The following is a 14,138-nucleotide window of genomic DNA, read 5'->3' as shown; positions in this document are numbered from 1 at the left end:
GACGCCCTCTTGCCCCGGATGCTGGAGATCGCCCGCAGTGTGGAGGGCACAGCAACCATTACCCCCCGGGGGGAGGGTGTACCCCAGGGAATGCGGCGGAAGACCTATCGCATCGACGGTCTGGACTGTGCCAACTGTGCCGCTAAGATCGAAGGGAAGATCAATCAGCTGGAGGAAGTGGAAGAGGCCACACTGACCTTTGCCACAAAGCAGCTGCGGGTCACCGCCAAAGATCCGGATGCCCTTTTGTCCCGGATGGTGGAGATCGCCCGCAGTGTGGAGGGCACGGCCACCATCACCCCTTGGGGAGATAGCCGGGAGACCGAGAAGGAAAAGAAAGACGAAAAACAGGAGCAGCGCCGGGATCTTCTCTTTATCCTGCTGGGCGCCTGCCTGTTTGTGGCCGGCGAAGTGCTGGGCCATGTGCTGGGCGGGGCGGAAGACTCCCTGTGGCTGCGGGGCATTTTCCTGGTTTCCTATGTGATACTGGGCGGCGAAGTGCTGCTCACCGCTTTGAAAAACCTGACCCGGGGCCATGTGTTTGACGAAAACTTCCTGATGAGCATTGCCACCCTGGGCGCGTTGTGTATCGACAACTTCCCCGAAGCGGTGGGTGTCATGCTGTTCTACCGGGCTGGCGAATATTTCGAGCACCGGGCTGTGGAAAAGAGCCGCAGCCAGATCATGGAGGCGGTGGACCTGCGCCCCGAAGTGGTGGAGCGGGTGCTGAGCGAAGGCAGAACCGAAACCATCCCTGCTTCCCAGGCTCAGGTGGGAGATATCCTGCTGGTGCGTCCCGGCGACCGGATCCCTCTGGATGGCGTTGTCACAAAGGGGGAAAGCCGCATCGATACCTCACCGGTCACCGGCGAGCCGGTGCCGGTGAAGGTGACCGAAGGCAACCCGGTGACCTCCGGCTGCGTCAATACCTCCGGCCTGCTGGAGATGCGGGCGGAAAAAGCGCTGGAAGAGTCCATGGTCACCCGTATCCTGGATTCGGTGGAAAATGCCGCCGCCAGCAAGCCCAAAATCGACCGGTTCATCACCCGTTTTGCCCGGATCTATACCCCGGTGGTGGTGGGATTGGCTCTGGCCACTGCCATTCTGCCCTCCCTCTTCACCGGCGACTGGGGCTACTGGATCTATACCGCCCTGACCTTCCTGGTCATCAGCTGCCCCTGTGCCCTGGTGCTCAGTGTGCCTCTGGCCTTCTTTGCCGGCATCGGCGCCGGTTCCAAAAAGGGCATCCTCTTCAAGGGCGGTGTCTCTCTGGAAGCCATGAAAAATGTCAAGGCTGTGGTGATGGATAAAACCGGTACCATCACCAAGGGCAACTTCGTTTTGCAGCAGATCGATTCCCTGGAAGGGGTGGATTCCCGGAAGGTGCTGGAAGTGGCCGCCATCTGCGAACAGAACTCCACCCATCCCATTGGCGTCAGCATCCTGGACGCCGCCAAGGAAAAGGGTATTGCTCTGGAAAAGCCCCAGCAGGTCACCGAACAGGCCGGTCAGGGTATTTCTGCCCAGACATCCCAGGGCCTGGCCCTCTGTGGCAACCGGAAGTTGCTGGAAAACCATGGCGTGCAGGTGTCCGACCTGCCTTCCCACAAGGAAGGCACCCAGGTGCTGGTGGCTCTGGATGGAAAAATGCTGGGCAGTCTGCTGATCGCCGACACCGTGAAAGAAGAATCCCCCTCGGCCATCAGCAAGATCAAGAGCCAGGGCATCGCCACCGTGATGCTCACTGGCGACGGGCCGGAAAGCGCCCAGGCCGTGGCAGAAAAAACCGGAGTGGATCAGGTCTTTGCCCGTCTGCTTCCCGAAGAGAAGCTGGATAAACTCCAGCAGGTGCGGAAAGAGCGGGGAGCGGTGATGTTCGTAGGCGACGGCATCAATGACGCTCCGGTGCTGGCTGGCGCCGATGTGGGTGCGGCCATGGGCAGCGGCGCCGATGCCGCCATCGAAGCCGCCGATGTGGTCTTTATGACCTCCTCCATGGAAGCGGTACCCCAGTCTCTGGCCATTGCCCGTCAGACCAATTCCATCGCCTGGCAGAATGTGATTTTTGCCCTGGCCATCAAGGCGTTGGTGATGGTGCTGGGTCTCTTCGGTTACGCCAATATGTGGGCGGCGGTCTTTGCCGACAGCGGTGTTGCCATGATTTGTGTGCTCAACGCTGTGCGTCTGCTGTATAAAAAGGAACACGCCTGATTTTGCGCCCCCGGGGATTTTCCCCGGGGGTTTGCGCTTATGTACACTTGACGGCAGAAGAAAAGATGATAAAATCAGTATAGATTGCAGTTTGGGAAAAGGAATGATGAAAACTTGCTGGAACTGAAGAATGTATCCTGGAAACTGGAAGAAGAAGACAAATGGATCCTGCGGGATATCAATTTGAAGGTGCAGAAAGGAGAGCGGCTGGTGCTCACCGGTCCCAACGGCGGGGGCAAAACCACTCTGGCCCGGGTGATTGCCGGGCTGCGGGAAGGGGCAGAGGGTGAGATCTGGCTGGATGGTCAGCGCATTGACGGCCTGGACATCACCGGAAGAGCCCGGGCCGGGCTGGGCTATGCCTTTCAGCAGCCGGTGCGCTTCAAGGGTGTGACGGTGGAAGAGCTGATGCAGATGGCGGCAGGGGAGCAGTGTTCCCGGGAAGAGCTGTGCCATCTTCTGTCTCAGGTGGGGCTGTGCGCCCGGGATTACCTGGGAAGAGAAGTGGGAAATGGCCTTTCCGGCGGGGAGATCAAGCGGGTGGAGATCGCCACCGTGCTGGCCCGCAAGCCCCGGGCGGCGGTGTTTGACGAGCCGGAAGCCGGTATCGATCTGTGGAGCTTTGACAAGCTGATCCAGGTGTTCGGCGACCGGGACCGGTGGCCGGGAGCCCTGGTGCTCATCTCCCACCAGCGGCGGCTGATGGAAGTGGCCGATACCATTGGCGTTGTTTGCCAGGGGAGACTGGTCGACATCGGGCCAAGGGAACAGATGCTTCCCCGGCTCTTTGGGGAAAAATCGGGGCAGTGCCCCTGGGATGGAGGGAATGACTGATGAAAGCCATCACCGAAAAACTGTTGGAAGTGGTCTCTGATTTCAAAGGAAAACTGTGGGAAAAGTCCGCCTATTCCGTGCGGGAGGATGGAGGCTGTGCCGCCATTCACTCCACCCAGCACACCCATATTACCCCCAAACCCGATGGGAGCGGCCTGGATATCACGGTGGATGAGGGGACTCAGGGAGAGACAGTGTATATTCCCGCCTGCATCACCCATGGCGGCGTGGAGGAAGTGGTTTATAACGATTTCCACATCGGCAAAAACGCCGATATCACCATTTACGCCGGCTGCGGCGTTCATGTAGAAGGGGAAGAGGGCAGCCGCCACAGCGGCATCCATCGCTTCTTCCTGGCCGAAGGAGCCAAAGTCCATTACATCGAAAAGCACGCCGGCGAGGGCCAGGGAGAAGGCAAGAAGGTGCTGGACCCCCAGACCTGGTTTGAACTGGGAGAAGGCTCCCTTCTGGAAATGGACACCACCCAGCTGGGAGGCGTGGACCGCACCTGCCGTATTACAAAAGGCAAAGTGGGCAAAGACGCCCGGCTTCTGGTGCGGGAGCGTTTGCTCACCGAAAAGGACCAGCAGGCCGACAGCCAGTTTGAAGTGGATCTTCTGGGCGAAAACAGCGGCTGCGATCTGGTCTCCCGGGCGGTGGCCAAGGATCAGTCCCATCAGGACTTTTCCTCTCTCATCCGGGGCTTTGCCCCCTGCACCGGCCACACCGCCTGCGATGCGCTGCTCATGGGTCAGGGCACCGTGGACGCCGCTCCCCGGCTGGCGGCCCGGTGTGAGGATGCCTCCCTCATCCACGAAGCGGCCATCGGCAAGATCGCCGGAGAACAGCTGTGGAAGCTTCAGACCCTGGGCCTGACCAGGGAAGAGGCCGAGGAACGGCTGGTGGCTGGATTTTTGAAATAGCGCCCCTTGTCAGAAGGGGGGATTTTGTGTAAAATGGAAGCAGTATTCTAGTATTCTTTAGATGAAAGGCGGCTGTGCCCATGAAGGACTATCGCTCTTATGAAACACCTCTCAATTCCCGCTATGCCAGCGAGGAGATGAAATACCTCTTTTCCTCCCAGTACAAGTTTTCCACCTGGCGGAAGCTGTGGATCGCCCTGGCCGAAAGCGAGCAGGAGCTGGGACTGCCCATCACCGATGGACAGTTGGAAGAAATGCGGGCTCATATCGATGACATTGATTTTGACAAGGCGGCGGAGTATGAAAAGAAGTTCCGCCACGATGTGATGGCCCATGTGCACACCTATGGGGAGTGCTGCCCCAAGGCCCGGGGAATCATTCACCTGGGAGCCACATCCTGCTATGTGGGAGACAATACCGATGTGATCATCATGCGGGAGGGACTGAAAATCCTCCTGTCCAAGCTGCTGGAAGTGCTCCGTTCCCTCTCGGCCTTTGCAGAGGAATACAAGGGAATGCCCACGCTGGCTTATACCCACTACCAGCCGGCCCAGCCCACCACTGTGGGCAAGCGGGCCACTTTGTGGGCAAATGACATCCTCATGGACATCGAGGAAGTGGAAAAGCTGATGGGCGAGCTGAAGCTGCTGGGCAGCAAAGGCACCACCGGTACCCAGGCCAGCTTCCTGGAGCTTTTCGACGGAGATTACAGCAAGGTGCGTCAGCTGGATGGGCTGATCGCCAAAAAAATGGGCTTTGAGAGCTGCGTGCCGGTGTCCGGCCAGACCTACACCCGGAAGGTGGACTTCAAAGTGCTCAGCGTGCTGTCCCTGATCGCCCAGAGCGCCGCCAAGTTCAGCAACGATATGCGGCTTTTGCAGCATATGAAGGAAATGGAAGAGCCCTTTGAGAAGAACCAGATCGGCTCTTCTGCCATGGCCTATAAGCGCAACCCCATGCGCTGCGAGCGCATGGCCGCTCTGGCCCGGTATCTGATGATCGACTCTCTCAACCCGGCCATCACCGCCGCCACCCAGTGGTTTGAGCGCACCCTGGACGACAGCGCCAACAAGCGCCTGAGCATTGCGGAGGCCTTCCTGTGCTGCGACGCCGTGCTCAATCTGTATGAGAATGTGTCCGCAGGGCTGGTGGTCTATCCCAAGATGATCGAAAAGCATCTGCGGGAAGAGCTGCCCTTCATGGCCACCGAGAATATCATGATGGACGCCGTCCGCCGGGGCGGCGACCGGCAGGAGCTGCACGAGCACATCCGGGAACACTCCATGGATGCCGCCCGTCAGGTGAAACTGGAAGGCAAGAGCAACGACCTGCTGCACCGCATTGCCCAGGACCCCATTTTCGGAGTGACCGAGCAGGAGCTGGAGGGCATTCTCCAGCCGGAAAAATACATCGGCTGCGCCAAAATGCAGACCGAGGACTTCCTGCGTGAGTGCGTTCAGCCGGTGCTGGACCGCCATGCGGATATCCATGCCGGTAAAGCCGAGATCAATGTATAGTAATAACGCAAAAAAGCCCCCGCACCCGGGGGCCTTTTTGCTATCCAGGTGATGGAAAAAGGAGGAAAAGTTATGGTGAAGCGGCTGTGTGCTCTGGCTTTGGCCACGGCGGTGATCCTGCTGGCCTGTGTGCAAACCGGCCCGGCTCCAGGGGAGGGCGCGCCGGAGAAGCCGCAGAAGCAGGAGCTGGAAGTGTTCGACCCGGCTACCTACACCCGGGAGATGATGCAGGAGGACTATGACTTTTTCTGGACCACTTTGGAGGAAAACTGCGCCACCTTTGACTTGATTGAGCAGGCGAAAAGGATCAATCTGGAGCAGATCAAGCAGGAATACCAGCAGATGATTTTCAGTTTGGGGGATGGGGATGCAGAGCAATTTGTGCAGATCATGGAAATGGTGAGCAGCCGATTGGGGAGGTTTGCCCATATTTGCGTGATCGACCCACGGGGTTATCATGAATATACAAATGTAGGTTATTGGGAAAGCGAAACGGCAAAAGAAGTGTTCCAATCAGAAAAAGTGCAGTCGTTTTACCACTGGACAGAGACCCTTCCACGCTATCGGAAGCAGCTGGAAAGCATGGAGGAAGCCACTCGGCTGCAAGAGGATGAAGCGGGGGAACAGAGCAATGCAGTGATGGACGCCAATATTCAGTTGTCCCGTGACGGTGAGATTGCCATTGTTCGGTTGAAAAGCCTGGGATTTTATGGAGAGGGAGTCTCTCAAGTTGTGATTGAAAAACTGCGGACCTTCTGCCGGGAGAATCTGGACGCTCAGCATTTTATCATTGACATCACGGGAAATCCCGGCGGCAACAGTCGAATCTGGTCTGAGGGTCTGGACCCTCTGTGGGCCGGAAAGGCCTTTTCCAGTGAGGAAGTGGCGGCCTACAAGCTGGGAAGCGTGAATGTGCAGATGTGGGATGGCTGGCCGGAGAACGATCCCGATGTGGAGCTGCGGCCCATTTCTGATTTGAGCACCATGGATTATCCCAAACTGGATATGCAGTCTCTGGAGGGGTGCGACGGCGTGGCGATCCGAACAGATGTAGATGATTATACCCATGTGGAAAATCCGGATGGGCAGGAATTTGAAGGCCGGGTCTGGATCTTGACCGATAGGCGGGTGGCTTCTTCTTCGGAAATGTTGGCCCGGTTTGGAAAAGAAAGTGATCTTTGCACTTTGGTGGGGACTCAGACAGGGGGAATGGGCGGAACAATGGCCCAGCCGATGGTGATGGCAGCGGCCATGCCCAACTGTGGGATGCTGATACAGTATGCTCCTTTCTATTTTATCAACGAGGACGGCACCTGTAACGATATAGAGGGCACCCATCCGGATATTGAGATCGGCCCGGACGAGACTCCCATGGAGCGGTGTTTACAGGAGATTGCAAAACTGGGATAACCCATAAATGAAAAGAAATATAGAAATAAAGCATCACAGAAGGAGGAACTTTTTATGGAAGCGAAAAACAGCATTTCTCTGGCCCGTCTTTGCTCCACTCTGGCGGCGGTACTGGATGTCCCCGCCCCGGAAAAGGCCGAGCCGCCCTTGGATTGGGCGGTGCAGCTGCTCAAGGAACAGGCCGGCGGCCCCATTCAGCGGGCGCTGATTTACAATCCCGACGCCGTGGCTCAGTGGCTTTTCCACAAAAACCGTCTGATGTTCCAGCCGGTGCTGGAACAGACCCAGCTGGTGCTGCCTCTGCGGGCGGTGATGCCCTCGGTGACCCCGGTGTGCTTCGGCACCATGTATACCGGCGCCCAGCCGGAAGTCCACGGCATCCAGGCCTATGAAAAACCGGTGATCGCCATCGATTCTCTGTTTGACGTCCTGGCCCGGGCAGGAAAAAAGGTGGCCCTGGTGGCGGTGGAAGGCTCCAGCATGGCCATGATCTACAACAATCGTCCCATCGATTATTTCTATCTGCCCTATGACAAAGAGGTGGAAGAAAAAGCCCTGGAGCTGATCGACAAGGATCAGTACGATGTGATCGTGGCCTATACCCAGGAATATGACGATGTGATGCACCGCACCGGGGTGGATTCCCTGCTGTCCATGCAGGCCCTCAGCAACCAGATCGGCATTTTCCAGCGGCTGTGCCGCAAGGCTGCCGAAAGCTGGAAAAATAAGACCAGTCTCATAGCATTCTGCCCCGACCATGGCGTCCACCAGCAGGAGGATGTCCACGGCAACCATGGTCTGGACATTCCGGAAGACCTGAACATCCAGCACTTCCTGGGGGTCCGCCGGGCGGTAAAATAAGAAGATTGTATTCTGCCGGAGAGCTGCAAAAAAAGGCTCTCCGGCCTTTTTTCGGCACTTTGCAGAGGGAAGGCAAAAAATGATAGGGAAAGGGACAAAGAGGATAAAGGGAAGGCGGGAACTGACGGCCTCCTTCTGTGCAAACAGGACAAAGAAGGGTAAAGCAGAAGGGATAAAATTTTAAAGGGGCAAAAGGGCTCTCCTGCCTTGACTTTCCTCCTGAGGGGATGCTATATTGGGCTGGAGGGGGAGGAAAAAATCCGCCCCGGGAAAAGGAGGAACCAATATGAAACAGACCATGGAAAAAACGGGAAATCCTATCATCGACGGCGTGATCTGGAAGCAGCTTTTGGCCTTCTTTTTCCCCATTTTGCTAGGTACCTTTTTTCAGCAGCTCTATAACACCGCCGACGCCATGATCGTGGGCAAGTTTGTGGGCAAAGAGGCCCTGGCCGCTGTGGGCGGCACCACCAGCGTGCTCATCAATTTCTTCGTCAATCTGTTTGTGGGCATCTCTTCCGGCGCCACGGTGGTCATTGCCCAGGCCTATGGCGCACGCCGCTTTGACGATGTGAAAAAAGCGGTGCACACCTCCATGGCTTTGGCTCTGTGGGTGGGAGCTGCCATTATGCTGCTGGGGCTGGGGCTTTCCCACTGGGCCCTCAGCGCCATGGGTACCCCTGTGGATATTATGGATTATGCCCAGCTCTATCTGCGGATCTATTTTGTGGGTACCATCCCCAGCTTTGTGTATAACATCGGCTCGGGTATCCTCCGGGCCATGGGCGATACCCGCCGCCCCCTGTACTTCCTCATCATCGCCTGTCTGACCAACATCGTGCTGGACCTTTTGTTTGTAGTGGTTCTGAGATGGGCTGTGGCCGGTGTGGGCATCGCCACCGTTACTTCCCAGGTGGTGGCTGCTGCTTTGATCCTTGCGGCCCTGCGGAAGGAAGGGGCGGTGTATGAACTGGATCTGAAACAGGTGCGCTTCACGCCCCGGCTGCTGCGGGATATTGTGAAAATCGGTTTGCCTGCCGGTATTCAGTCGGATATGTACTCCATTTCCAACATCCTCATCCAGGCCAGCGTCAACTCCTTCGGCACCAACACCATTGCCGCCTGGACGGCGCAAGGCAAGGTGGACAGCTTCTTCTGGATGGTGCTGGGCGCCTATGGCGTATCCATCACCACCTTTGTGGGCCAGAATTTCGGCGCTCAGCAATACCAGCGGGTGCGCAAAAGCATCTGGGTGTGTATGGGCATGGCCGCCTTGACTACCATTTTGTTCAGCGTCCTGTTTTATTTTGCCGCATCCCCTCTCATCGGTCTGTTCAGCACCGATCAGGCCGTTCTGGCCGAAGGGGTGGATATCATGCGGTTTCTGGCCCCTTGGTATATCACTTTTGTGTGCATCGAAATCTTTTCCGGCGCCATCCGGGGAACCGGGGATTCCCTCATTCCCATGCTCATCACCACCAGCGGTGTCTGTGTGCTTCGGGTGGTCTGGATCCATGCCGTGCTGCCTTTGAATCACACCTTCCATAACCTGGTGCTCAGTTACCCGGTGAGCTGGGTCCTCACCTCTGTCCTCTTTTTGATTTACTATTTCCAGGGAGGATGGATGCGCCGGAGGATTGCCAAAATGGGATTTTCCCCGGAGAAAAAGCCGCAGAAAGAAATATAAAATAGCGAAAGGGGAACAACAAATGACACAGATGGAACAGATCGGCGCGTTTTTGGAAGACCACCGTCCGGCTATGCTGGAGCTTTGGAAAGAGCTTGTCAACATGGAGAGTTATGTGGGCGAGCCGGAGAATGTGGAAAAAGTGCTCCGGCGCCTCAAAGAGGAATTTGAAAAAGAAGGCTTTTCCTGCCGCATAGAGGATGTGGGCGGCGGTTGGGCCGGTACCCTGGTGGGGATCTGGGGAGAGGAAAACGGGGGGAAACCCATTTTGTTCTCCGGCCATCTGGACACCGTGTTCCCCAAAGGAAGCTGGGGAGAAAATCCCTTCCGCATCGAAGGAGATAAGGCCTTCGGGCCAGGTGCTTTGGACATGAAGGGTGGCGCAGTAATTTCTCTCTATGCCATCAAGGCTCTGAAACACCTGGGCTACAAAGAGAGCCCCATCAAAATCATCTTTTCCGGCAACGAGGAGAAGGGGCACCAGGGCTCTACCGGGGCCGAAGTCTTTTTGCAGGAAGGAAAGGATTGCCTTTTCGCCTTCAACATGGAGACCGGCCTGATGGACGGCTGTCTGTGCGTGGGCCGCAAGGGCCATCTGGGCTGCCGTGTGACGGTGGAAGGGGTGGAATCCCATGCGGGCAACGACTTTGAGTCGGGCCGCAGCGCCATCGAAGAGGCGGCCCACAAAGTGCTGGCCATCCAGGCCCTCACCGATCTGGATGAGGGAACCACAGTGAATGTGGGAGTCATCCAGGGGGGGACCGTGCCCAATGCTGTGGCAGGAAGCTGCCAGATGGATGTGGATATCCGGGTCTTGCAGGAAGTGGGACGGCAGCGGGTCAAAGCAGCCATTCCTCAGATTGTGGAACACTGTGAGGTGGAGGGCACCCGGGGCCATGTGGTTTTTGAAAAGGACGCTCCCATCTATGAAACCGATGAGAAGGTGGAAAAGTTCTATGCCTATGTCTGCCGGGTGGCAGAGCAGGAAGGTTTCCCGGTGCCCGGCCGGAAGGTGCTGGGCGGATTTTCCGATGCCGCCTATATCTCTCTGGCAGGCACGCCGGTGATCTGCTCCTTCGGCGTGCAGGGAGAATGGAACCACACCAAGCGGGAATACGCCTTTGTGCCCTCTCTCACGCAGCGGGCCAGGCTGATCTGCGCCGTGGTGCTCCACCAGAAGGAGTTTTAAAAACCGTTCAGATCATAGAGAAAAAACGCCCGGATGAAAGCATCCGGGCGTTTTTGTTACATTATTCTTCGGTTTCTGCGTCTTTCAGAGAAAGGGGAGCAGGGTTGGGGAGAGCGGGGCCAGGGAAGGTGGCCACGCACCGATAGATGGGAAGCCCCTGGGAGGAAAACCGCTCTTCGTATTCGGTCATCACATTGAACAAAGGCAGTTTGTGCAGATCAAAGGTGATCTGGCTCAGCTTCAGACCGAAATCGGCAAACTGATTGAGGGAGAACTCAAACAGCTTCTGGTTGTCGGTTTTCATGTGGATACTGCCGCCGGGGCAGAGGAACTGAGCATAGACCCGGAGAAAATTGGGATGGGTCAGCCGTCGTTTGGCCCGGTTGTTGGGGGGCCAGGGATCGGAAAAATTCAGAAACAGCCGCTCCACCTCGTCTTTGTCAAAGACATCGGCCAGAGCAATGGCGTCCTGGTTGAGAAAGAGCACATTGCCGAGCCCCAGTTCCATAGCTCCCTCCATGGCGATGACCAAGGCACTGGGATCCCGCTCCACTGCCACAAAATTCACCTGGGGAAAATGCTGGGCCATTTGCAGCACAAACCGGCCTTTGCCGCAGCCGATTTCCAGCCAAAGGGGGCCTTTGCGGCCAAACCGTTCTTCCCATTTTCCCTTGAGAGCCTGGGGCTCTGTGATGTGTACCTTTTCGCATCGGGCCGTGCGGGGCTCCAGATTCTTTTTGCGGCGCATTCGCATGGCGTTTCACCTGTCTCTTTCCGTATTTTTTGTCAGTTCATCTATTATACTCAAAAGTTCTTTCATTCGCAACCATTCCCCAGGAAATTTCCCGGGGTCGGGCTGGATTTATCCGGCCACGGCAAACCAAACCAGGAGTGCAACCCCGATGGCGAGAAAAACAATGCCAACTTGTCGGTACGGCTTTGCGGTGTACTGCTGATACTTATAGAACAGCATAAAGGCGATGCCGAAGAACAGCAGAGACAGACTTCCTCTCCATGCAGGATTGCCTTTGATCAGGCACAGAACCGTTAAAATTTGTGTGGCTGCAATGACATATTCCAGTGCATGGCTTTTGGCCTGTACATCGATTTGTTGGTCCCGTTCGTCCTTTAAGGGATAGCGTTTGGGTGATGGATTCATGGTCTGTTTCTCCCTTTTCAATTCTTGGATTCATAATAAATGTATGTGAAAATCTCAGTGAGGAAGGAAAGCCCCCAGGCCAGGGAAAGGCCTACCATAATGCCGATGATGCCCAGGTTTTTTGTGGCGATATAGGCGGCCACACAGCCCAGTATCAGCACAAAGAGAACCGATCGGCTAATGACAAATGCCCGGCTTTCCGATTTCAGTCTGATCAGTTGATTTCGTTCGTCCATGGCCTCGATTTTATCCTGGCGGCTGGCACTTGGGGATAGGCTTCGCAGGAGCAGAGTCCCGCCAAACAAGAAGAGCGCAGCGCACACAATACCATCCTTGACGGTTATGCTGCTTTGGCTGATGCCTGTGGACAAGTTCAGTAGGCCCAGCACCAGCATGAACAGGCCCTCTACAAAATTCTTTTTATGGTAAATTTTCATATTCCCGATCCTCCTGTTCCTTATTCTCTTGCAGGCAGCACAGCTCCTCCACCGTGACATCAAACACCTGTGCAATCCGGTAGGCCAGCATGAGAGAAGGGCTGTATTGCTCTTTTTCAATGGAAATGATCGTTCTTGATGAAACATGAACCAGATCGGCCAGCTGCTGCTGCGTCATCCTGGCCGCTGTACGCAATTCTTTTACTTTTGTTTTCATGGGTTCCTCCCAACAACATGAAGCAAACTTCTCATGAAGTTAACTTCATGTTAGCAGGAAAGAATCGGGCTGTCAAGAAAAAGTGAAGGAAACTTCATGCTTTTGGCTGCGACGATGCAGCAATGCTCCTACGGGGTTGTCAGAAAGAGGGGCGGTATGGTATAATAAGATCAGTAAAATATTGTAAATTATGGAGGGATATTATGGAACTGAGAGCCATTACCGAGCAGAACTATCAGCAGATTCTGGACCTTTCCACAGGGAAAGGACAAGAGGAGTTTGTGGCTCAGAATGTCCGGTCTTTGGCCCAGGCCTGGGTGTTCAGGAAGACCGCCCGCCCCTATACCCTGTACGAAGGAGAGGAGCCGGTGGGTTTCATGATGTTCGATTGGCGACCGGAGGAAAAGACGGCGGAGATCTGGCGGTTTATGATCGATTACCGGCACCAGGGGAAGGGCTATGGCCGGGCGGCCATGGAGCTGGCCCTGGAAAAGATACGCCGGGCGGCGCTGTTTTGCCGGGCGCAGCTTTACTATGTGCCGGGGAATGAGAAGGCCCGGGCCCTGTATCACAGCCTGGGATTTGGGGAAACAGGCAACACCCTGGATGGAGAAATCCAGATGGAACTGATTCTGGAGTAAATAAAAGAAAACAGACGGAATCAAAAGAAAAAGAACGAAAAAGGGATATAATGAGGAAAACAGGGGAATTACGGCGGAAAACAGGGAAAAGCGGGGACATTCCCTTGACAAAACCACAAAAGGACGGGTATCATAGAAACAGAAGGAATCAGCAGGAAGGGAAGGTGGTCCCAGTGGAGAAGAAAACTGGAGTTGAGTGGAAAAAACTGTTGTGGCAGTATATCCTGTTCACCATCGGATCGGTGATTTATGCTGCGGCTGTGGCCTTGTTTTTGGACCCCAATGAGCTGGCTCCCGGCGGCGTGGTGGGAATCAGTGTCATTCTCAACCGCCTTACCGGCCTTCCCACCGGCACGCTGATGCTGTGCATCAACATCCCCTTGCTGCTGGCCGGGGTGTGGAAACTGGGGCTGCGGTTTTTGCTGTCCACCATTTATGTCACTTTCTTTTCCTCTTTTGTGGTCAATCTGCTTACTCCCTATGGCCCGCTCACCGAAGATCTGCTGTTGGGCGCCTTTTTCGGGGCTGTGGTGCTGGCTGTGGGCATCGCTCTGGTCTTTCGGGCCGGAGCCACAACGGGCGGCACCGATATTCTGGTGCGTCTGCTCAAACTGCGGTATAAACATATCGAAACGGGCAAGCTGTTTTTCTGCACCGACCTGGTGGTGGTCATTTGTTCCATGGCGGTGTTTCACAATGTGAACACCGGCCTGTATGCCCTCCTGTCCATTATGGTGTTCGCCATTGTGTTTGATGTGGTGCTCTATGGCAGCGATACGGCCAAAATGGTTTATGTGGTATCGGAAAAAGAGGAGCGCATCGCCCGGCGGATCATGGATGAACTGGAGATCGGCGTCACCTATGTTTATGGCCAGGGAGCTTATACCGAAAAGAAAAAACGGGTGATCCTCTGCGCTGCCAAAAAGCAGCTGTTTCCCAAAGTGAAGGAGATCGTCAAGGAGGAAGATCCCCAGGCTTTTCTGATCGTCTCTTCCGCCAGCGATATTTACGGCGAGGGCTTCAAAGACCATTTCGCCGAGGAATTTTGATTT

14 protein-coding genes are annotated in these 14,138 nt (G+C 55.8%); 10 read left to right on the top strand and 4 right to left on the bottom strand.

Features of this window, described 5'->3' with window-relative positions; all coding sequences use genetic code 11:
* The 8 genes from H6A25_RS05425 to H6A25_RS05390 form a co-directional block, all read left to right on the top strand.
* Positions 1-2,211 (top strand): heavy metal translocating P-type ATPase (locus tag H6A25_RS05425; protein WP_243423249.1); only part of this gene is annotated, 2,211 nt, incomplete at its 5' end.
* Between the two features lie 114 nt (positions 2,212-2,325).
* Positions 2,326-3,045, top strand: coding sequence for an ABC transporter ATP-binding protein (locus H6A25_RS05420; RefSeq protein WP_204750961.1), 720 nt, complete (start codon positions 2,326-2,328; stop codon positions 3,043-3,045).
* Positions 3,045-3,968 (top strand): SufB/SufD family protein, encoded by a 924-nt coding sequence (locus H6A25_RS05415; protein ID WP_204750960.1) that lies wholly within the window; start codon positions 3,045-3,047, stop codon positions 3,966-3,968. The genes H6A25_RS05420 and H6A25_RS05415 overlap by 1 nt, the downstream gene beginning before the upstream one ends.
* Positions 3,969-4,048: 80 nt before the next feature.
* The gene (gene purB / locus H6A25_RS05410; RefSeq protein WP_204750959.1) at positions 4,049-5,485 is read left to right on the top strand and encodes an adenylosuccinate lyase; all 1,437 of its coding nucleotides are present in this window, start codon (positions 4,049-4,051) and stop codon (positions 5,483-5,485) included.
* 72 nt (positions 5,486-5,557) lie between these two features.
* On the top strand, positions 5,558-6,895 hold the full coding sequence (locus H6A25_RS05405) for a S41 family peptidase (protein ID WP_204750958.1): 1,338 nt from the start codon (positions 5,558-5,560) through the stop codon (positions 6,893-6,895).
* Between the two features lie 54 nt (positions 6,896-6,949).
* Positions 6,950-7,756 carry an alkaline phosphatase family protein gene (locus H6A25_RS05400; RefSeq protein ID WP_204750957.1) on the top strand — a complete coding sequence of 269 codons (807 nt, stop codon included), beginning with the start codon at positions 6,950-6,952 and terminating at the stop codon, positions 7,754-7,756.
* A 286-nt stretch (positions 7,757-8,042) separates the two neighbouring features.
* Complete coding sequence (locus tag H6A25_RS05395; RefSeq protein WP_204750956.1) at positions 8,043-9,443, top strand: MATE family efflux transporter; 1,401 nt, start codon at positions 8,043-8,045, stop codon at positions 9,441-9,443.
* 22 nt (positions 9,444-9,465) lie between these two features.
* The gene (locus H6A25_RS05390) at positions 9,466-10,632 is read left to right on the top strand and encodes a M20 family metallopeptidase (protein ID WP_204750955.1); all 1,167 of its coding nucleotides are present in this window, start codon (positions 9,466-9,468) and stop codon (positions 10,630-10,632) included.
* Between the two features lie 61 nt (positions 10,633-10,693).
* On the opposite strand, the gene trmB is transcribed toward H6A25_RS05390, so the two are convergent.
* From trmB to H6A25_RS05370, 4 genes are all read right to left on the bottom strand, one after another.
* A complete protein-coding gene (gene trmB / locus H6A25_RS05385; protein WP_204750954.1) occupies positions 10,694-11,386 on the bottom strand; it encodes a tRNA (guanosine(46)-N7)-methyltransferase TrmB in 693 nt (230 codons plus the stop codon).
* Between the two features lie 108 nt (positions 11,387-11,494).
* Positions 11,495-11,791, bottom strand: coding sequence for a DUF6442 family protein (locus tag H6A25_RS05380; RefSeq protein ID WP_204750953.1), 297 nt, complete (start codon positions 11,789-11,791; stop codon positions 11,495-11,497).
* Between the two features lie 17 nt (positions 11,792-11,808).
* Entirely contained in the window at positions 11,809-12,228 is a 420-nt protein-coding gene (locus H6A25_RS05375) for a hypothetical protein (RefSeq protein WP_204750952.1), read from the bottom strand.
* Positions 12,212-12,445 (bottom strand): helix-turn-helix transcriptional regulator, encoded by a 234-nt coding sequence (locus tag H6A25_RS05370; RefSeq protein ID WP_204750951.1) that lies wholly within the window; start codon positions 12,443-12,445, stop codon positions 12,212-12,214. The genes H6A25_RS05375 and H6A25_RS05370 overlap by 17 nt, the downstream gene beginning before the upstream one ends.
* Before the next feature lie 203 nt (positions 12,446-12,648).
* On the opposite strand from H6A25_RS05370, the gene H6A25_RS05365 reads away from it, so the two are divergent.
* Both H6A25_RS05365 and H6A25_RS05360 read left to right on the top strand, forming a co-directional pair.
* Entirely contained in the window at positions 12,649-13,086 is a 438-nt protein-coding gene (locus H6A25_RS05365) for a GNAT family N-acetyltransferase (RefSeq protein WP_204750950.1), read from the top strand.
* Between the two features lie 173 nt (positions 13,087-13,259).
* The gene (locus H6A25_RS05360; protein ID WP_204750949.1) at positions 13,260-14,135 is read left to right on the top strand and encodes a YitT family protein; all 876 of its coding nucleotides are present in this window, start codon (positions 13,260-13,262) and stop codon (positions 14,133-14,135) included.
* The last annotated feature ends 3 nt before the right edge of the window (positions 14,136-14,138 follow it).

It is taken from the genome of Intestinimonas butyriciproducens (genome assembly GCF_016901775.1).
Classification (GTDB): domain Bacteria; phylum Bacillota; class Clostridia; order Oscillospirales; family Butyricicoccaceae; genus Pseudobutyricicoccus.
Note: the sequence above shows the minus strand (reverse complement) of the source record. Positions and strands in the feature narration are given on the sequence as shown.